Origin of the sequence: Sulfuricurvum sp., from assembly GCF_028710345.1 — a bacterium.
Classification (GTDB): domain Bacteria; phylum Campylobacterota; class Campylobacteria; order Campylobacterales; family Sulfurimonadaceae; genus Sulfuricurvum.
This window is the reverse complement of the sequence record NZ_JAQTUH010000003.1, coordinates 40,023-61,952: the sequence shown is the minus strand read 5'-3', so window position 1 is coordinate 61,952 and position 21,930 is coordinate 40,023. Positions and strand designations below refer to the sequence as shown.

General features: G+C 37.8%; 21 protein-coding genes and 1 pseudogene. 13 read left to right on the top strand and 9 right to left on the bottom strand.

From position 1 onward, the window contains the following. Positions 1–20: 20 nt before the first annotated feature. The gene (gene hemW / locus PHC76_RS04865) at positions 21–1,082 is read right to left on the bottom strand and encodes a radical SAM family heme chaperone HemW (RefSeq protein ID WP_299970520.1); all 1,062 of its coding nucleotides are present in this window, start codon (positions 1,080–1,082) and stop codon (positions 21–23) included. Positions 1,083–1,288: 206 nt separating this feature from the next. Here hemW and PHC76_RS04860 point away from each other — a divergent pair, with 206 nt between their 5' ends. From PHC76_RS04860 to motB, 9 genes are all read left to right on the top strand, one after another. Then, entirely contained in the window at positions 1,289–2,917 is a 1,629-nt protein-coding gene (locus PHC76_RS04860; RefSeq protein ID WP_299970523.1) for a methyl-accepting chemotaxis protein, read from the top strand. Positions 2,918–3,041: 124 nt separating this feature from the next. Next, entirely contained in the window at positions 3,042–3,512 is a 471-nt protein-coding gene (locus PHC76_RS04855; RefSeq protein WP_299970526.1) for an RNA pyrophosphohydrolase, read from the top strand. Next, complete coding sequence (locus PHC76_RS04850) at positions 3,512–4,723, top strand: aspartate kinase (protein ID WP_300209837.1); 1,212 nt, start codon at positions 3,512–3,514, stop codon at positions 4,721–4,723. Before PHC76_RS04855 ends, PHC76_RS04850 begins: the two co-directional genes overlap by 1 nt. Further along, the gene (locus PHC76_RS04845) at positions 4,723–5,274 is read left to right on the top strand and encodes a HobA family DNA replication regulator (RefSeq protein ID WP_299970532.1); all 552 of its coding nucleotides are present in this window, start codon (positions 4,723–4,725) and stop codon (positions 5,272–5,274) included. Before PHC76_RS04850 ends, PHC76_RS04845 begins: the two co-directional genes overlap by 1 nt. Further along, positions 5,261–5,884, top strand: a complete 624-nt coding sequence (locus PHC76_RS04840; protein ID WP_299970535.1) for a DNA polymerase III subunit delta' — start codon at positions 5,261–5,263, stop codon at positions 5,882–5,884. Before PHC76_RS04845 ends, PHC76_RS04840 begins: the two co-directional genes overlap by 14 nt. Then, positions 5,874–7,013, top strand: coding sequence for a dihydropteroate synthase (folP, locus tag PHC76_RS04835; RefSeq protein WP_299970538.1), 1,140 nt, complete (start codon positions 5,874–5,876; stop codon positions 7,011–7,013). Before PHC76_RS04840 ends, folP begins: the two co-directional genes overlap by 11 nt. Positions 7,014–7,015: 2 nt before the next feature. Continuing rightward, entirely contained in the window at positions 7,016–8,185 is a 1,170-nt protein-coding gene (locus PHC76_RS04830) for a cation:proton antiporter (protein WP_299970541.1), read from the top strand. A gap of 87 nt (positions 8,186–8,272) precedes the next feature. Further along, complete coding sequence (gene motA / locus PHC76_RS04825) at positions 8,273–9,043, top strand: flagellar motor stator protein MotA (RefSeq protein ID WP_299970544.1); 771 nt, start codon at positions 8,273–8,275, stop codon at positions 9,041–9,043. An 11-nt stretch (positions 9,044–9,054) separates the two neighbouring features. Then, positions 9,055–9,897, top strand: a complete 843-nt coding sequence (motB, locus tag PHC76_RS04820) for a flagellar motor protein MotB (RefSeq protein WP_299970547.1) — start codon at positions 9,055–9,057, stop codon at positions 9,895–9,897. Here motB and PHC76_RS04815 read toward each other — a convergent pair whose 3' ends face one another. The 6 genes from PHC76_RS04815 to PHC76_RS04790 all read right to left on the bottom strand — a co-directional run bounded on the left by PHC76_RS04815 (position 9,898) and on the right by PHC76_RS04790 (position 14,519). Further along, the gene (locus PHC76_RS04815; RefSeq protein ID WP_299970550.1) at positions 9,898–10,428 is read right to left on the bottom strand and encodes a peptidylprolyl isomerase; all 531 of its coding nucleotides are present in this window, start codon (positions 10,426–10,428) and stop codon (positions 9,898–9,900) included. It abuts the gene before it with no gap. Positions 10,429–10,442: 14 nt separating this feature from the next. Then, entirely contained in the window at positions 10,443–11,891 is a 1,449-nt protein-coding gene (locus PHC76_RS04810; RefSeq protein ID WP_299970553.1) for a hypothetical protein, read from the bottom strand. A gap of 113 nt (positions 11,892–12,004) precedes the next feature. After that, complete coding sequence (locus PHC76_RS04805; RefSeq protein WP_299970556.1) at positions 12,005–12,289, bottom strand: HU family DNA-binding protein; 285 nt, start codon at positions 12,287–12,289, stop codon at positions 12,005–12,007. Positions 12,290–12,636: 347 nt separating this feature from the next. Further along, positions 12,637–12,882, bottom strand: coding sequence for a helix-turn-helix transcriptional regulator (locus PHC76_RS04800; RefSeq protein WP_299970559.1), 246 nt, complete (start codon positions 12,880–12,882; stop codon positions 12,637–12,639). 316 nt (positions 12,883–13,198) lie between these two features. Then, complete coding sequence (locus tag PHC76_RS04795; RefSeq protein WP_299970562.1) at positions 13,199–13,864, bottom strand: hypothetical protein; 666 nt, start codon at positions 13,862–13,864, stop codon at positions 13,199–13,201. Beyond that, a complete protein-coding gene (locus PHC76_RS04790) occupies positions 13,854–14,519 on the bottom strand; it encodes a hypothetical protein (protein WP_299970565.1) in 666 nt (221 codons plus the stop codon). The genes PHC76_RS04795 and PHC76_RS04790 overlap by 11 nt, the downstream gene beginning before the upstream one ends. Before the next feature lie 138 nt (positions 14,520–14,657). Between PHC76_RS04790 and pyk the strand changes: the two genes are divergently transcribed. After that, positions 14,658–16,103 (top strand): pyruvate kinase, encoded by a 1,446-nt coding sequence (gene pyk / locus PHC76_RS04785; protein WP_299970567.1) that lies wholly within the window; start codon positions 14,658–14,660, stop codon positions 16,101–16,103. 111 nt (positions 16,104–16,214) lie between these two features. Further along, complete coding sequence (gene cmoA, locus PHC76_RS04780) at positions 16,215–16,931, top strand: carboxy-S-adenosyl-L-methionine synthase CmoA (RefSeq protein WP_299970570.1); 717 nt, start codon at positions 16,215–16,217, stop codon at positions 16,929–16,931. Positions 16,932–17,016: 85 nt separating this feature from the next. Here the strand turns inward: cmoA and PHC76_RS04775 are convergent. After that, a pseudogene (locus PHC76_RS04775) lies at positions 17,017–17,181 on the bottom strand (hypothetical protein); the annotation flags it as partial. Positions 17,182–17,198: 17 nt separating this feature from the next. Beyond that, the gene (gene nth, locus PHC76_RS04770; protein ID WP_299970573.1) at positions 17,199–17,849 is read right to left on the bottom strand and encodes an endonuclease III; all 651 of its coding nucleotides are present in this window, start codon (positions 17,847–17,849) and stop codon (positions 17,199–17,201) included. 165 nt (positions 17,850–18,014) lie between these two features. On the opposite strand from nth, the gene PHC76_RS04765 reads away from it, so the two are divergent. Next, the gene (locus PHC76_RS04765; RefSeq protein WP_299970576.1) at positions 18,015–19,961 is read left to right on the top strand and encodes a response regulator; all 1,947 of its coding nucleotides are present in this window, start codon (positions 18,015–18,017) and stop codon (positions 19,959–19,961) included. 13 nt (positions 19,962–19,974) lie between these two features. Beyond that, positions 19,975–21,888: a response regulator gene (locus PHC76_RS04760; RefSeq protein ID WP_299970578.1), complete on the top strand. Its 1,914-nt coding sequence runs from the start codon at positions 19,975–19,977 to the stop codon at positions 21,886–21,888. The last annotated feature ends 42 nt before the right edge of the window (positions 21,889–21,930 follow it).

Sequence of the window (21,930 nt, the reverse complement as noted above, 5' to 3'; positions counted from 1 at the left end):
CAATTCTAGCAAAAAAAGGGTTAATATCCCTCAACCCTGAGAGCAATTTCATCCGCAAGGAGAAAATTTGGATTAAAATAGCGGCCATTTTCATAAAAAAGTATCTTTTCAGCGGTTAATAAATCGGCTTCGTTTTTTTGTCGAGGGTTTAATATGGTTTCATCAACCCCTACAGAACTACGCCATCCCAAAAAAAGTTTTTCACTAGAAAGTTCATATTTTTCTAACAATTCTTCCTGTATTTCACATGGATGAGAAATATAATATTCAACATCGGTTGAGGGGTAAAAACGTTTTGTATCTAAAAATCCTACCGCACCCGCACCGAGCCCAATGTAGCTTTTTCCTTCCCAATACCCTAAGTTATGGGCTGATTTGTATTTACCGAAGTTGGAGATTTCATAGTGCTCAAAACCATGTGCAGAAACCTCATTAAAGAGCCATTGGGTTAGTTCAAGTTCTTCGTGTGAACGTTCAGGTGTTTTTTCAAATACGGTGTTTTCTTCGATAGTAAGTGCATAGAGGCTGAGATGATCTATTGGGAGAGAAAAGGCTTGATTTATGTCGCTTAATAAAAGCTCTTGGGTATCACCGGATACGCCATAAATGAGGTCGATAGAGAGGTGCTTGAATCCTATCTTCTGAGCGTTTTGGATGGATTGAAGTGCATGAGAAGTATTGTGCGCCCGACCAAGAGTTTTAAGTTTTTCATCATTAAAACTTTGAACACCGAAGCTGATTCGATTTACTCCTAGCTTTTTCATCCCCTCTAGCCATTCATAGGTGGCACTGTTGGGGTTTGCTTCGGTAGTGATTTCAGCATTAGGGGCTAAAAAAGGGCGAATGGTTTCAAACAGTGTTTGGTAGAGTTTTGGATCAACTGTTGAGGGGGTTCCTCCCCCTATAAAGACAGTTTCGATGAGGTTTAATTCAGTGACATTAAAACGCTCTAACTCATAAGAAAGTTGAACACTGAGGGCATCCATATAGCGCTCACGTTGTGAGAATTTATCGACGTAAGAGTTAAATGCACAGTAGGAGCATTTGCTGTCGCAAAAAGGGATGTGAATGTATAAAAGCATATGCCATTATAGCATTGTGAGTCCAAGATAGTGTGGGAGGTAGGTAAATTAGTTTTATTTATCATAGGTCATGATATGGTCATATTAAAGTCATGTTTTGGTCATAAATTTAAGGATAAATTATACTTTTTATAGTATATAATGAGTTATATATTAACTTGATAGCGATTTAATAATTTTATTTTGTTGTCAAAAAGGGGTATCTTATGACGATTAAAGCCCGACTCCAACTTACATCTCTTTTAGCATCTTCGGTAATCATGGTAATTGGTATTTTTTCCTATTGGGTCGTTGATGCAGTGCGTATCAAAGGAGAAACTTATAATGAAATAATTTTGACGAAAGATTTGATTGCTGACATCTTGCCTCCTCCCGAATACATCATCGAAGCGCGTCTAATAAGTTTAGAGATTATAGAAGCTCAAAATGCGGCTCAATACGAGCCACTAGAAGCTCAATTTAATCATTTGGAACAAGATTTTAAGGATCGTCAACTCTATTGGAAAAATAGCAATTTAGATTCTGATATGAAAAGTGTTATTGCAAACGGAGTGAAATCCAGTGCCGAATCCTATTTTAAAAGTGTTAAAAATGAGCTATTTCCGCTCATCCATCAAGGTCGCTATGAGGAAGCAAGAAAACTTGTCCACGGCGATTTAGAGAAGCTTTATAAAAAACATAGAGAAAGTATCGATACCTTGGTACAAAGGGCGAATGGCTACGCAAAAAAAGGTGAAGAGCATTCAGATTCCGTTGTTTCGAACGGATTTACAACGCTTATAGTTGTTATTGTAGTGGGGATAGTTGTACTATTATGGTTTTTAGTAGTAACATCGAATCATATTTTGCACCGTATTATTGCGTTTAACGAAACTATCAATGAAATATCGACTAATCATAATCTTTCTCATAGTGTCCGTATTAATGGAGATGATGAACTCTCACATATGAGTTATGGAATTGATGACTTAGTTACATTATTACGTAATACATTCAAATCCATACAATCTGCATCAAACGAAAATCTTTCAATTTCGGCGCAACTTTCGACGACAACTCTTTCCATAGGCAAATCAGCCGAAGAAGAAGTTGCTATTGTCACCACAACAACGTCAGAGTCTGATCACATGAAAGAGGCAGTGAAAGCATCTATATCCGAAATGCAATCGGTTCAACAAAAAGCAATCAATGCACGAGAAAATCTCCAAAATGCCCAAAATGCTCTTCAAAATACTATGGATAAGCTCTCGCTAACGGTTCAATCTGAAAGTGAGATCAACAATCGGCTCAATGCTCTTTCGCAAGAAGCAACACAAATTCAATCGGTTCTTTCGGTAATTGCCGATATCGCTGATCAAACAAATCTTTTAGCACTCAACGCCGCTATAGAAGCAGCACGTGCGGGGGAACATGGACGAGGATTCGCAGTTGTAGCGGATGAAGTACGTAAGTTAGCGGAACGCACTCAAAAAAGTTTGCAAGAAACCAATGCTACGGTCAATGTTATCGTTCAATCGATTAATGACATAACCGATCAAATGAACCATAATACTGCACGGATTGAAAGTTTATCCAGCGCATCATCAGAGGTGGACACATATACGCAAACCGCTGTTGAAGCGCTGAATATGACTGTAGACGCGATTGACAAATTATCTCATGATATGAATGGAAATGCTTCAACAACCGATAATATCATCCATAAAATAAAAGAGATTAACACTCTTTCAAGTCGTAATGCTCGAAGTGTAGAGGAGATTGCAGAATCTGCGGAGCATCTGCATAAATTAACCGAACAGCTTACCAATCAGATTTCAGTTTTTAAAACGCAATAGCGGTTTTAGTATCAATAAATTCATCTAAGTGAATTAAAAGAAAGATCTAATCTGTAAAACCATTTTCAATTATACTTTTTTTAATAAGCAATAGCTTACAATACCGCAAAAAAAGATGGATTGAATGAGCCAATCAAAATTTTATCGTCCTAATGTTGCTGCGGTGATTGTCTCATCAGCATACCCCGAAAAAAAAGAGATTTTTATTGCCGAGCGTAATGATCTTAACGCTATTTGGCAATTTCCTCAAGGGGGAATTGACGAAGGAGAATCGAGCGAAGAGGCACTTTTCAGAGAACTCAAAGAGGAGATCGGGACAAAAAAAGTGGAAATCATTGCTGAATATCCGGAATGGATTTCTTACGATTTTCCGACCCATATTGCAACCAAAATGGCACCGTATGCAGGACAAAAACAGCGTTATTATCTTGTCCGTTTAAAGGATAATGCAAAGATCGATTTGGAGACGGAACATCCTGAATTTAGTGCGTATCGATTTGTCGAAGTGGACTCATTGTTTAATCATATTGCCCATTTCAAAAAACCGATATACGAGCAAGTAATCACCTATTTCAAAGCCGAGGGGTATCTATAATGGTTATTGTACAAAAGTTTGGAGGGACCAGTGTCGGTGATTTGGATCGCATCCAAAATGTCGCCAACCGTGTCTCTAAAACTCTTAATGAGGGGCATCAAGTTGTTGTCGTTGTTTCGGCAATGAGCGGTGAAACTAACAAGCTTATCGCCTATGCAGAGCATTATACTCCTTCACCGGAACGCAGTGAAGTCGATATGTTGCTAAGCTCAGGTGAGCGGGTAACGGCGGCACTTCTTTCTATTGCACTTAATTCAATGGGGCATCCGGCTACTTCGATGAGTGGACGACGTGCAGGTATTGTGACTGATAGTGTCCATACGAAAGCACGGATTGAGAGTATCGACCCTAGTGCCATGCATGCAGAATTAGCTAAAGGCAAAGTGGTTGTTGTTGCAGGGTTTCAAGGGGTGAGTGAAGAAGGGAATGTTACCACGTTGGGACGTGGTGGATCGGATCTCTCTGCGGTTGCACTTGCGGGTGCATTACAAGCCGATTTATGTGAAATTTATACTGACGTTGATGGTATCTATACGACCGATCCCCGTATCGAGCCAAAAGCTAAAAAGATGGATAAAATTAGCTATGACGAGATGCTAGAACTCGCATCTCTGGGAGCCAAAGTGCTCCAAAACCGTTCTGTTGAATTGGCAAAAAAACTCAATGTAAATCTCGTAACTCGCTCTAGCTTTAGCGATGCAGAGGGTACACTAATCACAAAGGAAGAGAATATTATGGAAAAACCACTCGTTAGCGGTATCGCACTCGATAAAAATCAAGCACGTGTTTCACTTTCAGGGGTGATTGATCGCCCAGGAATTGCATCCGATATTTTTACCCGTTTGGCCGATAGCAGTGTCAATATTGATATGATTATTCAAACACTTGGGCATGATGGGAAAACAAATCTTGATTTTACCGTACCTAAAACTGAACTCTTGGACGCAAAACATGTTGTAGAACAGTTTATTGGGGAGGGTGAAATCTCTGAAGCCTCTTACGATGAGAATATCTGCAAAGTCTCTATCGTCGGTGTCGGGATGAAGTCCCATACAGGTGTTGCGGCGAAAGCATTCCAAACGATGGCACGAGAAAATATTAATATCATGATGATTTCTACCTCTGAAATCAAAGTATCGATGGTGATTGCAGAGAAATATTCGGAGCTCTCAGTACGCTCATTGCACAGCGCTTATTCGTTGGATCAATAATGCGTCTATTTGACCAGTGGACTCTTGACGCAATACGTGCTGAGGGGGCTCCTATGAGCTGGTTTGAAGAACAGCGATTTGATTGGATCCCTCAAATTATCAATGCGATGGATCAAATCATGAGTGGGCGTACTATCGTCTTGGTTTGTGACCATGATCGACAATGGTTTTCGCATTATATTTTAGACACAATTAATAAAAAGCTCAAAGAACGTCCTCTGATTCCCATTGCTTCTTTGGATGCACTCTATCCCCACCTTAATAGGCTTGATGATGTTGATGGAATGGATACCTTAATCGATATGTTGGACCTTTCATTTAAGGGAGAATACTTTTTTTGGTATATTGGTAAAGGGGGCGATGAGAGACGCTCCGATATCGTAAAGCGAAGCGATAATGCACTAATGTGGATGATGGATGAAAACTATCCAAATGCCCTTAGTCTCCGCTCGTATGACTCCCATATAGATATCAAATTGTTACAATTGTATCGCCTCTTCGATCGTACTTTGGCCGCAGTGTTATTTGGGGAGATTGATGTTCACGCTTGAGCGCGGTGGAATCCTTATCACGCCAAACTATGAAGAGCGTGCACTTGAGATTGTACAGCAAGTTGCACCTCAAAGAGCAATTAGTTTTGTATGTGATGATTTTAAGATTGAAGATGCCAAAGAGGTGATTGCCGAAGCGTATAAAGCAGAAGAGACGACCAAGACTTTGATATTAGGGGCGAAAAGTTTTACGATTCCGGCGCAAAATGCTCTTTTAAAAATCCTCGAAGAGCCTCCGCGAAATATTGTTTTTGTGTTGATGGCTCCCAATAAAAGTACCTTTCTCCCTACTATCCGTTCCCGACTGACGCTCCATGTGGAAAAAGAGATAAAAGAGTATGAAAAACTCGATATATCATTACGACAACTCGATTTAAATGGGCTTTTTACGTGGGTAAAAGCTAACGACAGACTCAAAAAGCATGAGGCAAAAGAGTTGATTGAGAGACTTTTCCATCATGCTGTTTATAGTGAGGGGTTGGTTTTAAATACATCTCAGCTTGAAGGATTTGAAAAAGCGTATCGTTTAATCGAGCTTAATAGCCGTTTTCAGAGTGTTCTCGTGATGGTTTTGATGAATTTTCTTAAAGAGGCACCTCGTGGTCGTTGAGCATCTTTCCTCTACCTTTGATCTGCGCAGTGCTTTGGTGGAGTTGGGTGTTGATGGAGGTGGTATCTCTATTTTGAGTGATAAAGGAAAGCTCCATATTTTTAAAATTAGAGATTTGCATGTCGGAGCGGCTAATATACTGAAGCAAGATGCCCTCTCTATAGGATGTGACTTAGCAGTCCCAAGAGGGACGGTTATCGCTTCAATTCCCCAAGTGGATGTAATGCTTATTGCAAATGAACGTCAGTTGCGAGAATTAGTACGTAAAGAGAAGTCACAGCCTTTTGGATTAAAAAACCTATCAAAAGTGTTGGAACGTTTTTGTGGTTGTGAAATGCCAAAAAAAATAGAGGTGATGGGGATTATCAATGCTAATGATGATAGCTTTTACCCGCAAAGCCGTTTTAACGGTGTCGATGCAATTCGAAAAATTGATCAAATGATTGCCGAGGGGGCCGATATCATTGATATCGGGGGAGTCTCTTCCCGTCCTGGTAGTATTGCGATTAGCGAAGAAGAAGAGATGCAACGAGTTCGTCCGATTATTGATGCTCTCTATGAGCATAAAACGTATGAAAAAATTTCTCTTAGCCTTGACAGTTATGCACCGAGTGTTATTTCGTATGCGCTAGAGCGAGGATTTCGCATAGTCAATGATATTACCGGATTGGCGAATGACGAGGTCGCGCGGTTATGTGGAGAATATGGGGCTACGGCAGTGATTATGCATATGAAAGGGACACCTGAGTCGATGCAAAATACTCCTCATTACGATTCTGTATTATCTGAAATAGAGCAATTTTTTACAGAGCGTTTGGAGAGGGCTGAAAAATTCGGTATTGCGAAGTGTGTATTAGATTGTGGTATTGGATTTGGTAAAACTCTTGAAGACAATTGTGCTTTGATACGCCATCAACAACATTTTTTACCGTTTGGTAAACCTCTTTTGGTGGGAGCAAGTCGAAAATCGATGATTGATCAAATCTCTCCAACATCTGCTAATGATCGTTTGGCTGGAACTATTGCCTTGCATCTCAAAGCGATAGAAGAGGGTGCAAGCATCGTTCGGGTTCACGATGTACAAGAACATGTTCAAGCAATAGCAGTGTGGAAAGCACTAAAAGGGTAGTTATGAGTAGTACCAGTATTGTAATTATAACCTTATCGCTATTGGTGATTTTTTCCCCATTTTTATCACGTGTTACTAAAGTACCGGTGGTTGTTATTGAGATATTGATGGGGAGTCTTGCCGGTTATTTTGGCTTTTTAGAAGAGAATGAACTTTTTAAAATTATTGCAAAAGTAGGATTTTTGTACCTCATGTTTTTAGCAGGTATGGAGGTGAATCTCAAAGAGTTCGGATTTGCTAAATCATCTCTTTTACGACGGACAATTATCTATTTTACAATGTTATATGGGTGTTCACTCACACTTTTCTTGTATTTTCACCTTAGTGCTGTTTATTTGGTTGCTTTTCCTATTTTTTCATTGGGAATGTTGATGGCATTGGTAAAAGAGTATGGAAAAAATCAGCCATGGCTTGCGTTAGCACTTAACATTGGAATTATTGGGGAATTGGTTAGTATTTTAGCTTTAACAATTCTCAGTGGAGGATTAGAACATGGGTATAACCGTGAATTTGCTTTTACTCTTGGGGGATTGTTCGCTTTTATGATCGGCTTTGTATTGGTCTTTAAAGGAATTCGCATCCTTTTTTGGTGGTATCCAAGTTTAAAAGTTTTGATAATGCCGCATGATGATGGAAAAGATCAAGATGTCCGTTTCTCAATGGCCTTGATGTTTATGATGATTGCTGTGATGCTTTATCTGAAAATTGACGTGGTATTAGGGGCTTTTTTAGCGGGTGTTTTTATCGCTTCCTATTTTAAACATAAAACAGAGTTACCACATAAACTTTCATCCTTTGGATTTGGATTTTTAGTCCCTATCTTTTTTATCCATGTTGGCTCAACTCTAGCGTTAGATGCATTTTTAGATCCTAAAATTTTAATGATGGCTTTATACATTGCGAGTGCCATTATCGGTATTCGTCTCGTTAGCTCGTTTGTCGCCTATTCTGGATATTTGGGGATTAAAAATACTATTCTTTTTTCTCTTAGTGATTCTATGCCGTTAACCTTTACCGTCGCTATCGCAACATTAGGTTATGATGCCGCAGCGATTACTCATGATGAATATTATTCTTTTATCGTTGCGAGTATGGGAAGTGGAATTTTTATAATGATTTTAATCAAGTTGCTTTACAACTTTTTCTATTCAGAAAATGGAAAAAAATCATAATTTTCAGCAAAAACAAGGTACAATCAACCAATTAGCTATTATAAAGAAAATACAAATATACATTAGTCTAGTGGAGAAGGAGTTCCTGTGGATTTAACGACGATTTTGGGGATATTAGGGGCTATGGCATCCATCTCTATCGGAGATTTGATGGAGGGGGGAAATCCTGTCCATGTTGTCCATATTACCTCTTTGATTATTATTATTCCAACGACACTCTTGGCTTCAATGGTGAGTACAGACCCCGAATACATCAAAGGGGCTTGGAAAAATGTAGGGATGAATTTTAAAAAATCTCCCGTTAATTTAGAAGAGCGTATTAAAGAGATTATTGAATTAGCACTCATGGCACGACGTGATGGACTTCTTTCGTTAGAAAAAAGGGTTGCGGAACTTGATAATGAGTTTTTGAAGCAAGGGCTTAGTATGGCTGTTGATGGAAATGAGATCGATACAATTTCAGAAACCCTTGAAGCAGTGATTGAAGAGACGGAACATTATTATCATGGGTGTGCGCACTATTGGATTCTCGCAGGAGAAACTTCACCCGTTATGGGGCTAGTAGGGGCAGTTTTGGGTCTTATTCTTGCTCTTCAAAAACTTGACAACCCGGCAGAAATGGCTGAAGGGATTGCTGGGGCATTTACTGCAACCGTTACAGGGATCTTCGGTGCATACGTTTTGATCGGTCCGATGGGAAATAAGATGAAAGCTAAATCGCATCATATAGTCAAAGAGCAAAAAGTGATGCTAGAGGGGATTATTGGCATCGTTCATGGCGATAATCCGCGTACACTTGAGGCGAAACTCCTCAATTTCCTCTCCCCAGCGGAAGAGAAACACAGCCAATTCAACTGATGAGCATATAGATGGCTAAGAAAAAAAAATGTAAGCCGTGTGAGTGTGCAGCCGGAGAGAAATGGGCAGTTCCGACAGCAGACTTTTTCAGTCTTCTTTTGGCATTATTTATCGCATTGTATGCTCTTGCTTCTGTCAATAAAGAGAAAATGCGTGCAGTAAAAGAGGAATTTGTAAAAATTTACGATTATGCACCAGCACCTCAAGAGATTAGTCCTGTAACACCAATGGATCCTGTCTCTTCAGAAGAGCCATCCGATCAAGGAAGCAGCGGTAAACTCCCTGTTTCACAGGGGGGTGCTGTTTTGGATACAACGGCATCTTTGAATGATGGTAAAACAGAAGCTTCTTCTCAACAAGAAGATGAGCAGATGCAAAATGCTTCAGTAGGTGAAGGGGCGCTTGATCAAAGCATGGATGGTGTTTTATTAAAGCTACCGGCAACAATCACTTTTAGAGGTTCGAATGCAACGTTAGATGATGAAGAGATGCACCGTTTCGTTAAGCGGGTAGCTGACATTATCAAAACTCTTCCACCAACCGTTGATATATCGGTTCGTGGTTATACAGATAATCAAACTCTTCCAGCAGGATCTGCATATCGAGATAATCTTGAACTATCAAGTGCTCGTGCTAGCACGGTCGTACGTGAACTCGTTCAAGATGGTGTGCCACCTGAGAGATTGTCAAGTGCGGGATTTGGTGCTGGAAAACCTCTAGCATCAAACACTACAGAAGCTAACCGTGCAAAAAATAGACGTGTTGAATTTTATATGTTCGTGAGTAATGATAAAAAATTAGATCAAGGGACACAAAAAAATGTCCTTGACTCGATGGCTAAACTAAAAAAATAATTATGGTAATACCGTTGCTTTGATGATTTTTTGAATTTGAAGAGGACGGTCACCATTTTGCTGACCGTTGGTTTGGACGTTATTGAGCTTTGAGAGAGTATCACTACCTTTAATCACTTTACCGAAAATAGTATGATATCCATTGAGCCATGGTGTCGGTGCAGTTGTAATAAAAAACTGGCTTCCATTGGTGCGCGGACCTCCATTCGCCATAGCTAAAACCCCTGCTTTATCAAAAACAACTCCTGATTTAAACTCATCTTTGAACGGCTTTTTCCAAATGGATTCTCCTCCCATACCTGTTCCTGTAGGATCTCCCCCTTGAACCATAAAGTTTTTGATAATACGATGAAATGTTAAGCCATTGTAATAGCCATCTTTGACATGTGTTGTGAAGTTTTCAACTGCCAGTGGAGCTACGTCCTCATAAAGCTCAAGAATTAATTCACCTTGAGTAGTTTGAAGTGAGACTTGAGGATGAGCTGCAAAAGCAAGACTAGAACAGAGTAAAAAAGCAACGAGTGAACGCATGGTAAATCCTTAGATTAAAATGATTGAATTTCTTCGGTGATTATAGTAGCTGTTTCTGATGCTCTGCTTAATGCTAGGCTATACGCATCGGTATCGGACGCAATATTGATGATATAGGTATGTGGAACACTTAATCCTACGATATATTCTGTGGTAGAGAGGGTAATAGGATCTAAATTTTTGTATTGAAGACTAAAAGATGAATTTAATATACGACATTCGATTTTGAGATATTCATCAATAGCATTTTTATATTGTTGAAGTTGTGCTTCATCAGATAAAACGATTAAAATAGGGGTGTTTGCTTTTTGTTCAAATTGTTCACGAAGTTTTGACAGAAGAGCAAATAATGGCCCACCTTGTTGTACATAATAAACAAAGTTCACACTTGGAATACGATAGACATCAGAAAGTGGGTAGGTATAGATATCTTTGATTTCGGATTTACTGCTTATAATGATTGATTGTTTATCCAAATTGATAGTATTGATGAAAAAATAAAAATTATAGTCATCCAAAATTATAAGGCTAATATCATGAAGCAGTTCTTTGAAATCAATCGCTTCGGTTGGGGTTGGAGGATTAATAAAGGTTACTCTCCCAAAATCAATGTGTACCATTGCAAAGTCACATAAAGCAATGAGTTCTCTTCGAAAAAGCTCTCCGCTGACCAATGTAGGGGTAACAATCATCACTTTTGATTTGGGATCTTCTAATAGTGATTTTAGAACTTTACGAACAAGAATGGTACTTTTTCCACTACCCTCTGCACCTTTCAAAACAATTTTTGCTTGATTGAGCGGAGCATTTAGGAGTGCGTGCTGTTCTTCGGACAAGAATACTCCAAAGGGCTCACTGTGTGTGGGAAGTAACAAGGTATGTGCATTGAGTGAACCCAATACTTTGAGTTTTGAATAGGGATTGTCGTGATAGGTTCCAAGACTTAAGAGTTTTTCTTGAATACTTTGAATATCATCATCGCAAAAAATAAGTCGTTCTTTCGGTAATAATCGATGAAATGAAGAATCAAGGGCATCAAATTCTACTTCACTTAAATATTCTAATAAAAAAAAGCGCTCAATGGGTGTCGAATCGAACGATAAAACATCTTCAAGTTTTTGATGAAGAGCATATTCTGTTGATTCTAATTTCGTTGCGGGTGTTTTTTTACTTTGTCGTGAAGAGCGCTCAACGCTTGCCCCTTTGAGTTCATCAGATTTCCAACCTATTTTTTCACCAAAGAAGAGACCGTAATGAGGGAAAAAGAGGAGTAGATCAATGGTATGGGTTTGCTCATGATGAAAAAGATTGAAATTGTTGAGAAATACACCATTGGCATCCAAAACAGAATGGTTTAATATCTCTATGGGATTAATATTTTTTATTCGCTTTGGTTCTTCTAATGTTGGTAAGGCTTTAGGGGATTTAGATGGCAAAATACGTGATAAAAATGAAGATAACAAGTTAATAATCCTCTTACAATGTATTGATCTATATTATAACCTATTTAGTGTGAAATAATGAGTGAAAGAGGGATAAAAATGTTCTCGAAGAAAACTTCGAGAATAAAGAGAAATTATTTGCCAGCAGCAATACTATCTTTAAGACTTTTGCCTGGTTTGAATTTTGGAACCATTTTATCTGCTGTGCTATAAGTTTTGTCTGTACCTGGTACTTTACCGCTTTTACCTTTTTGAAGAGAAGCTGCAAAACTACCGAAACCAACCAATGAAACTTCTTCTTTAGCAACAAGCGCTGCAGTTACAGCTTCTGTAAATGCTTTGATAGCTGTTTCAGCTTCTACTTTAGTTTTGTAACTACCGCTTTTTTGTACCAACTCAACGAATTGTGCTTTGTTCATATATTTCCCTTGGATAAAGATCTGTGAAATTCGTTAAAGTCCCTTAGTATTTGAAAATAAGGAGAGTGCAACGATTCAAACGCGAATACTTTAATATCTCTTAGCTTAAATTTTTCTTGTTTTCTTGTTTTTTTGTGAATTCTTTTGCAAAAATGTGATTTTTAGCGTGTTTTTTACTTTTTTTATCACGTGAGTATGCAAAGACAGGGCTTTTAAACGCCCTTTGAGATGTAAAGATAGATAAGCATGATAGTATGAAAATTTTAATTTTAAGTATGAAGGTTGTGAAGATGAAATAGACATAAAGACATCATCGAGGGCATGACGTTCTTGATTCGTGAGTGTACTCATGATTGTTTTCCCAATTTATTTATTTTTCTAACTACCCTAATCAACTCATCATCTTCAAGCATCCCTAGCATATCCAAAACGGCTTTGGCAGCTTGCGGTTTAGCATTTCCCAATCGCCAATCTTGATACGCTCTCATTGAAATTCCTAGTTTTTCTGCCATCTCTTTTTGAGAAATCTTCTTCCCGTTGTGTTGTGCCTCTACGGCATTGTGAAGAAGATTAAAAAGGTCAGTCATTTCCATTTCCCCATTGTAGAGTTAAAACCTTAAAATAAACATTAAAACGTATTAATTAAGAGTAATATAGTATTTATAATCAATAAAAATGAATAAATAAACGTTTTTATATCGTCAATATTAATTATTTGTTTAGTAATAAACAGTAAAAATATTAGTTTATACAGAAAAACGTATAATGTTAATAATTTTATTTAAAATATTAATCAAATCAGACTGATGCATGATAAAAAAGTTGTCGTTTAGAATCGGTAAAATCCTAGTTGATTGGGTTATGGTTAAAGTTTAAGAGTTTTGTAGTGAATGAAGAGTGGGTGGAGACCTATAAAAGGTCTGTGTAGTCATATTTTGAGAGGTCAACGTAAAATTCACCCTCTTTTTGGATAATGCGAACATCACTGCCATAACGTTCTGAAAAACGGTTTCGAACAAGTTTCCGACCTTCGCTTCCGATCCCAATAAATTTAAGATACCGTTTTAGCTCTATTAAACCGCTGGAACCTAATGAGATACTCGGTTGTGGTTGCTGCTGCTGGTGTGAGACATCCACATCATGAATGGTATTGTTATTTTGAGTAAGGAGCAGTTTTGTGCTGAGAACTTCGAGAATACTTTTAAGTTGTTCATCTTTAGCGGTGTAAATCTCTTCAATGCGGTTACGTTCAGCAATAAGCATTTGTTCTTTGTCGTTGACGAGTGCATCGATTTTAGCTTCGAGTTCTTTGATTTTTAGTTTTAGATGTAGGTTCTCTTTTTGATAGAGCGAGATCACCATTCCGATACTTGTTTTATTCGGTGCAGGTGGAGAGGGTTTTATGGGTGTCTCTACTGCTGTTTTTTGAGTATCATTGAGTGAGTTGCGAGGGACAATGATATAAGTTACTCCCCCTTCGATAATATAGTTTAATTTTTTAGATTTTAACTTATTATGTATCATCTCTTTGGACATTTTGAAAGTTTTAGCGTATTCATCAATGCTAAAGCGCATTAGTTTTCCTTTTTGAAGTAAATAACCAATCTAATTTTGGCGGCGTAATAATACCGCCTTGCCTCATCCAAATGAGGTATCCTTGTCGTTCAATTTTATGTTTGTCGATAAAAGTATGCAGTGAGCTGTGTTTAAATTCACGTTGTTGTAGTAATTCGGCAAAATCTTGGTGATCTTCTAAAAAAGATTGCAGTGATTTATACGCTGTATCAGAGATAAAAACAGTGCTAACAATGAAATTTTTTATTTCAACATATCGGGCACATTCGTTTAAACCATCACCGACAAAATTATCATGTCCCAAAATATCTTCAAAGCGATATATTTTTCCCGTGTGTACTGCGACACGTATCCCTAAAAAATAGGAGTATTCTTTGGCGATTAAATCGGAAAAATGGATAAATGATAATCCTAAAATAGGACCGAATCCTTTTAAACTAGGGTGTAAGATACAATAAAAACCATCCCCCGTAGGGATCATGCCTTGAAGCATTTTTTCCAGAGGAATTCCCGAATTTTTCAGCATTTTATTGATCATTTTTTTGTAGCTTTGTGAAAGATACGTAATAATCTCAAGTTGCTGAGGCATACTTAGACGTGAAAAATCGATGATATCTACTAACACTATATCGGCTTCAATCGCTCTTTTAATCATTTTTATTGTTTCTGCCTAATTTACGAATATAGTGCTCATTTTAATAGAAACCACCTCTAAATTCCCTGAGATTAACACAGAGGTAATAAAAATATGTTACTATCTTACCAAAATTGATGTGTAGTTAAAGGTGTCATAATGCAAAAAAGAACCAAAATCTTAGCAACCGTCGGTCCAGCTTCACAAAGTGTGGAGATATTGTCTGCAATGATACGAGCAGGTGTCAATGTATTTCGTCTGAATTTTTCACACGGAAGCCATGAATATCATAGTGAAGTATTAACTAATATCCGTCAAGCCATCAAAGAGACTGGGCTTATAGTAGGAATTTTACAAGATATTTCCGGACCAAAAGTGCGAATAGGTAATTTAAAAGAGCCTTTTTATCTTTCATCCGGAGATAGAATCGATTTTTATTATGAGACCATAGAGGGGGAAAAGGTTGGAGAAAATCATTATCGAACATCGATCAATGAGAGCTCTATTTTAAAAATACTTACTGTTGATGATGCGATTTATCTTTATGACGGAATTATAAAAGCGACGATTATAAGTACCGGTGAGGAATTTGTGAGTGCCATCATCGATAATAAAGGGACGTTAACATCACGAAAAGGGGTGAATTTTCCAAATACCCGTTTAGGGATAGATATTTTGACTGCCAAAGATAGAACTGATATGGCGTGGGGTGTTGCAAATGGGGTTGATTATATGGCAATCTCTTTCGTCCAAGATGGAAATGATATGATACAGGCGAGAGAGATTATCACCTCTTTAGGTGGCAAAGTGCAATTGATTGCAAAGATTGAAAAATTTGACGCAGTAGAAAATATTGATGCAATTTTAGAACATTCGGATGGATTGATGGTGGCACGGGGAGATTTGGGAATTGAAGTCCCTTATCATGAAGTTCCGATTATTCAAAAAATGTTGATACGTAAAGCAAATGAATACTCAAAACCTGTCATTACTGCTACGCAGATGCTCCTTTCCATGACTGAAAAAGAGAGTGCGACACGTGCTGAAATCAGTGATGTTGCCAATGCAGTATTAGATGGTACCGATGCGGTCATGCTCTCTGAAGAATCAGCTGTGGGGCATAATCCTGTGTTAGTTGTAGAGACAATGGTCAATACGATTCAATCGATTGAGAAAATATACCCGTTTGATAAGTTTTCTGAATTTCAATACTATGATACGATGGATACTATCAATGAATCAGCTGTACGGCTAGGTGATGCGTTACATGCAGCTGGGATTATTGCCATGACAACATCGGGAAGCTCTGCTAAGAAACTTTCTCGCTATCGTCCAAAAATGACTATTTATGCTGCGACACATGATGATCATATCGCGAGAGTTTTAACATTGGTTTGGGGAGTAGTTCCTGCATATTTTCCTAAAAAAGGGAAGTTAGATGAGATGTTGGAAGATATTATCATACGTGGCTTAGAGCGTGGGATTATCGATAAAACACAAACCTATATTTTTACTGCCGGTGATCCTATCGGAGTGAAAGGGACAACCAATCTAATCCGCATTCTACGAGAACATGAGATAAACTTTTTTGGAAAGATAAAATAATAATTTTCAATTGAGTGCTTGGTACGCCATTTGCTTTGAAAATGGTGTTGAGGGGGGAACAATGTGTTGTTTCGTCGCGACCCTTCCCTCAAATACGCTACAATACGATTTATGAAAACCGACACACTTTTTACCAGACCTATTTCAAAACAGTTTGAATTTGATGCCGATGTTGCAGCAGTATTTGACGATATGCTTATCCGTTCTGTCCCTTATTACAAAGAATCTCAGCAATTAAGTGTCCGTTTCGCCTTAAATGCACTAGAGAATGGGGGAAGAGTTATTGATTTGGGTTGCTCAACAGCATCATTGCTTTTAGAGATTGAACGCGGTGCTAAGGGAAATGATACGATAGAGCTTATCGGTGTAGATAACTCTGCAGCGATGATTAGTCATGCGCATAAAAAAATCGAAGCATTCGGCTCAAAAATATTATTGGTCGAGGGGGATATTTTAGAGTACCCTTTTGAAAAATCCAAAGTCATACTCTGCAATTACACATTACAGTTTATCCGTCCGATGTTACGTGAACAACTGGTACGAAAAATTGTTGATTCGTTAGAAGATGGCGGCGTATTTATTTTTAGCGAAAAAGTGTTAAGTGAAAATGCAACTCTCAATAAACAGCTAATTGATTGTTATTATGATTACAAAAAAATACAAGGGTACAGTGAATACGAAATCGTTCAAAAGCGGGAAGCATTAGAAAATGTATTGATCCCTTATACGGTTGAAGAGAACGGTGCTATGGCAAAAAAATGTGGATTTAAAAGCTGTGACGTACTTTTTCAATGGGCAAATTTTGCGACGTTTATTGCTATGAAATAGAGGATAACTACCAAACTTTTCCAAGTCCTTTTGGAGAGGTGTCTTCCGGAGTAATGGACTCTTTGACGTTATCATAAATTTTTTGGGTATCTTTATAATCAAGAAGGTTTTCACCACATTTTTTGTGGTAATAGCCCTGTGCATCATAGTATTCTTCGCAGTCGTTATAATAGCGCATACTTATTCCGCGCTCATTAAAACATCCCGATACTATTAGTAATACTATCGTTAAAAGCAGTGTATGTTTCATCATGAAAATATTGTACCTTATCGTGCTTTAAAGCTTTCCGTAGTTTTGCAATATTCGCGTAAAAAACACTCCGTATCGCATTTTGGATTTTTAGCGGTACAGATATAGCGACCAAAAAGTACCATCCCCTGATGGAGTTGATGGAGATTGGTTTTAAATTTTTTGACCAAAGTTGCTTCTGTGGTTGCAGGGGTGAGATCATCGCTAAGCCCTAGCCGATGGCTGACACGAAATACATGCGTATCGACTGCCATGAGATTTGCTCCTGTGTATTCGATTAACACAACATGTGCCGTTTTTTGCCCGACACCTGCGAGGGTTATTAACTCTTTTTCATCTAAAGGTATTTCCCCGTTATAAACATCTACCACTCGAGTAGCCATGGCAATAAGATTAACTGCTTTGTTATTAAAAAAAGAACAGCTTTGAATGAGGCTTTTGATATGATTTAAATCCGCTTTTGCTAAAGTATGTGCAGTTGGATAGGCTTTAAAAAGCTCAGGAGTGATGAGATTAACCCGTTTATCCGTACATTGAGCTGATAGTGCTACTGCGATAACTAATTCATAAGCATTGGTGTAGGTGAGTTCGGTGACTGCATCAGTATATTTTTCTAAAAGAGCAGATTTGATTGCATTACACTCATTTTTTGTTGCTTTTTTTGTCATCTACCAATAATCCATTTTTTTATAACATTGTACCATTAACTTTTACTCACTTTAAAAATAATATGTAAGTAAAATTTTTGAATTATAAAGCATAGGTGACAATTATGTGTTACAATATTCGCTCAAATATTATTGGTGAAATATATTTATTATTAGGAGTCTCTATTGGAACTTACAAAATGGTTATCAAATTTATTCGGTGGCGGTCGAATCGTTTCTGTGGATGAAGTAGATCATAATATAGATAAAGGTTTATTCTATGAAATTTTAGACACAGATCCTTGTGCGATTTTGTTTTTTACCAAAGAGAATGGGTGGATTGGTGCGAATAAAGCATTTTTTAATTTGGTACAAATTAAATCTATCGAGGAACTAAAAAAATCGTATGAGAGTATACGTGAGCTTTTTAGCGATGAGGATGAAGAGGTATTTACTGAATACGATAAAAGTTGGCTGGATTATATTCGTACCCATTGCCCTAACGGCTATGGATTAGGTATTGTTGATGCAAAAGGGAAACGCCATGCAATGTCTGCCACCTCTGTGGTTCTAAAGCAAGGTGCTAAAGATTTTTATTTGCTTCGATTGGAAGATAAAACCAGTATGGTTGCACTCAAAGAAGAGGTAGTTCAGGTTGAAGCGTTGAAAACAAAATTTTTAGCCAATATTGGGCATGAATTTCGTACACCAATGAATGGGATACTTGGATTTATTGAACTTCTATCAAAAACTTCTCCCAGCGATACACAAATAGAATATATCCAATCCGTGCAAGGTTCTGCTCGAAATCTAATGTCTAATATTGAAAATTTACTTGATCTAGCGCAGATGCAAACAGGACGATTGAACATTAGCAAGGTTGATTTTAATATTATTACTGAAATGGAAGAATTTGCTCGAGGATGGGCATCTCTTGGTGTAGATAAGGGTGTTGGTGTTTTAGTTTTTATCGATCCAAAACTTCCGACTCATTTAAATGGAGATATTCGTAAAATCAAACAGGCGCTTAGTAATCTTTATAATAATGCACTTAAATTTACTGCTCCCGAAGGTCGTATTACGATTGAGATTAAACTTCTAAAGCGTAATACAAACGGAAGTTGTAATGTAGGGTTTAGTGTCAAAGATACCGGTAAAGGGATTAATAAAAATGAGCTAGGGCTTATCACACGTCCATTCGTATCTGGAGATCATGCCGATAATCGTCTCGGTGTCGGTTTGAGTTTATCTCATGGACTGGTTAATCTAATGGGTGGTGAGCTTAAAATAGCAAGTGAGGAGGGACGTGGTTCTTCATTCGGTTTTTCGCTAACCCTCGATGGATCTTCAGATCAAGCAATGAGAATGATTAATGCGAACAGTGCAAAAGTGGTATTACTTGATGAAAAAAAATTGGAAGATGCTAACCATTTGACCAATTATCTCCGTAGTTTTGGAATAAGTGTCACCAAAGCGCATTTGATTGACGAAACTATTTTTAATGACACCGATCTTGTCTATTTTATTGCTTCACAAAATAAGAGCGATTGGATTTTAAAACTTTCTACTTTTAAACGTACGTGTAAAACGGTTCTCTTGGTAGAACAAAACGAGAAACTTTTGGCGCGTACTATGCATGTGATTGACACAGCGCTAAGTAAACCGTTATTGCCGACAACATTATTGAACCATTTGGTGAAAATACTAGGGCTCAAAGATGTGGCAGAGCCAGTCATGGCTAACTTACAACATGGAATCCGTGCATTGGTGGTTGAAGACAATCTTATCAATCAACGTCTTATTAAATTATTGTTAAAAGAGTACGGGTTAAATGTTCTCTGCACTTCCAATGGAGATGAAGCGGTAGAGGCGTGTCGAAATCAGAAGTTTGATATTGTCTTTATGGATATTGATATGCCAATTAAAGATGGTATTTTGGCTACTCAAGAGATTAAAGCGGAAGAAGGGCCAGCAAAAATTGGGCGAATGCCGATTATTGCTTTGACGGCATTGGCAATGGAGGGTGATCGTGAGTATATTTTGGAAAAAGGGTTAGATGATTATATCTCTAAACCGTTGACACGTGAAAAGCTAGAGTTTATTCTGCAAAAATATTTACATGGGGTAAGATAAGAGGAGTTTTTTAATGATATATACACGTCTGTTTAACCCATTATTAGTTCCATCTTTAGGGATACTTACTTCATGTGCTAAAACACACAGTGACCCGTTTATTTATGCCAATTTGGTAGGTGAAATTGTTGGCGTGAACCCTATATTTATGGATATTTTTGGCTTTAAAAATGTTGAGGAAATACCACTACTGGAAGAGTGGCTTGATCCACAAGGGATGGAGCTCTCTACTGTTCTTTCTCAACCTGGACACTATCGTGCTAAGGTGATATTTGAATCCAAAATGTATGATATGGCACTTCGAACAGAGGTATTTGCACTGGGAGATGAATTTATTATTGCAATGGTATTGAGAGACACCTCGGCACTAGAACGGGCAAAAGCAGCTGAACGTTATTTCGATAAATTTAAAAAGAAACTTTTAACTAATATTTCGCATGAATTTCGAACTCCAATGAACGCGATTATTGGATTCGTCGATTTACTTTCTTCTAGCCCATTGAGTTCTTGGCAGCAAGAATATGTTGACTTGGCAGGTAAAAGTGCCCACTCAATGATGAGCAATATTGAAAATCTTTTGGAGCTAATGCAGGTAGAAAGTGGTGGAATTCAAACGCATATGCGTGAGTTTAACCCTTTTGATGTGTTTGAATCATTTTCATTGCAGTTTGAAGAACAGATTGAATCCAAAGAGATTCAGTGGAGTGTATTGATTGATCCGCGACTTCCACTGGAGATGATGGGCGACCAAGATAAGATTGTAACTATTTTACGAAATCTCATCCAAAATGCGATTAAATTTACCCCTGTATCGGGACAAGTCCTTTTAGAGATTATGATGGTTAAGAAAAACCATGTATCAATCGAAGTGGAATATGCGATCAGTGATACGGGTATCGGTATTGATAGTGCAAGGATGAAAACATTACTTCGACCGTTTTCGTCAGCATGGGAAAATCAGCGTAACGGACAAGATGGTATGGGGGTAGGCCTTAGTCTGAGTCATAAATACATTGAAATGATGGACTCTAGCTTAATGTTGGCATCAGAGGTTGGTCGTGGTTCACGTTTCTCGTTCAGACTGGTTCATCCTATCAATGATCCAACCTATTTGGAAGTGATCGAAGGGAAACGGGTTGCTTTATATGCGTATGAACCTCTTTCGACTCAAAGTGTTTTATTAGAAAAATATTTAGAACTCTTTGAGCTTCAAATGACACCTATTGCCTCATTAATCAATCCTAATTTGAATCAATGTGATGTTTTACTCATTGATGTCCCTCATTTATCATCATCGCAAGTAGAAACTATAAAATCCATTTATCCACATTTACAGATTGTTGCCGTTGTTGATAAGGACTATCATGAAAGAGAACAATTTCTACGAGGACTCTTAAAAGCAATTATTACCCCTCCGTTGTTACCAACAAATCTTCATAAAGCACTTTCCAATTTAGAAAAGACTGTCGCAGAGAACATTTTTGAAAAAATAAATGCAGAAGGGTTGATCCAACCTGTCAAAAATGCAAAAATTTTGGTAGCAGAGGACAATCCTATCAATTTAAAACTGCTTGAAACCATTTTGGAGCAAAATGCTTATATTGTCAAAGGGGTTGAAAATGGACAAAAAGCTGTTGATTCGTATCTAAAAGAGAAATTTGATCTAGTATTGATGGACATCGATATGCCGGTAATGGATGGTTTGACCGCTAATCGATTAATAAAAGAGATAGATAAACACGATTCACGAGGTTTTGTCCCTGTGATCGCCCTTACCGCACATGCCCTTATCGGTGATCGAGAACGGATTATAAAAGCGGGGTTAGATGCCCATTTAGCAAAACCTATTGATAAAAGCTTCCTTTTGCAGACAATAGAGAGATATTTAAAAATGGCAAATGAGAAAAAGAATAGTGGGATCGTTTAACATCGATTAATTTCTTTTGTGTATGCTTTTATTTATACTATA

Coding starts and splice junctions, on each gene's coding strand:
- hemW (WP_299970520.1), bottom strand. CDS start 1,082: ATGCTTTTATACATTCACATCCCTTTTTGCGACAGCAAATGCTCCTAC.
- PHC76_RS04860 (WP_299970523.1), top strand. CDS start 1,289: ATGACGATTAAAGCCCGACTCCAACTTACATCTCTTTTAGCATCTTCG.
- PHC76_RS04855 (WP_299970526.1), top strand. CDS start 3,042: ATGAGCCAATCAAAATTTTATCGTCCTAATGTTGCTGCGGTGATTGTC.
- PHC76_RS04850 (WP_300209837.1), top strand. CDS start 3,512: ATGGTTATTGTACAAAAGTTTGGAGGGACCAGTGTCGGTGATTTGGAT.
- PHC76_RS04845 (WP_299970532.1), top strand. CDS start 4,723: ATGCGTCTATTTGACCAGTGGACTCTTGACGCAATACGTGCTGAGGGG.
- PHC76_RS04840 (WP_299970535.1), top strand. CDS start 5,261: ATGTTCACGCTTGAGCGCGGTGGAATCCTTATCACGCCAAACTATGAA.
- PHC76_RS04830 (WP_299970541.1), top strand. CDS start 7,016: ATGAGTAGTACCAGTATTGTAATTATAACCTTATCGCTATTGGTGATT.
- motB (WP_299970547.1), top strand. CDS start 9,055: ATGGCTAAGAAAAAAAAATGTAAGCCGTGTGAGTGTGCAGCCGGAGAG.
- PHC76_RS04815 (WP_299970550.1), bottom strand. CDS start 10,428: ATGCGTTCACTCGTTGCTTTTTTACTCTGTTCTAGTCTTGCTTTTGCA.
- PHC76_RS04805 (WP_299970556.1), bottom strand. CDS start 12,289: ATGAACAAAGCACAATTCGTTGAGTTGGTACAAAAAAGCGGTAGTTAC.
- PHC76_RS04800 (WP_299970559.1), bottom strand. CDS start 12,882: ATGGAAATGACTGACCTTTTTAATCTTCTTCACAATGCCGTAGAGGCA.
- PHC76_RS04795 (WP_299970562.1), bottom strand. CDS start 13,864: ATGCGCTTTAGCATTGATGAATACGCTAAAACTTTCAAAATGTCCAAA.
- PHC76_RS04790 (WP_299970565.1), bottom strand. CDS start 14,519: ATGATTAAAAGAGCGATTGAAGCCGATATAGTGTTAGTAGATATCATC.
- pyk (WP_299970567.1), top strand. CDS start 14,658: ATGCAAAAAAGAACCAAAATCTTAGCAACCGTCGGTCCAGCTTCACAA.
- cmoA (WP_299970570.1), top strand. CDS start 16,215: ATGAAAACCGACACACTTTTTACCAGACCTATTTCAAAACAGTTTGAA.
- nth (WP_299970573.1), bottom strand. CDS start 17,849: ATGACAAAAAAAGCAACAAAAAATGAGTGTAATGCAATCAAATCTGCT.
- PHC76_RS04760 (WP_299970578.1), top strand. CDS start 19,975: ATGATATATACACGTCTGTTTAACCCATTATTAGTTCCATCTTTAGGG.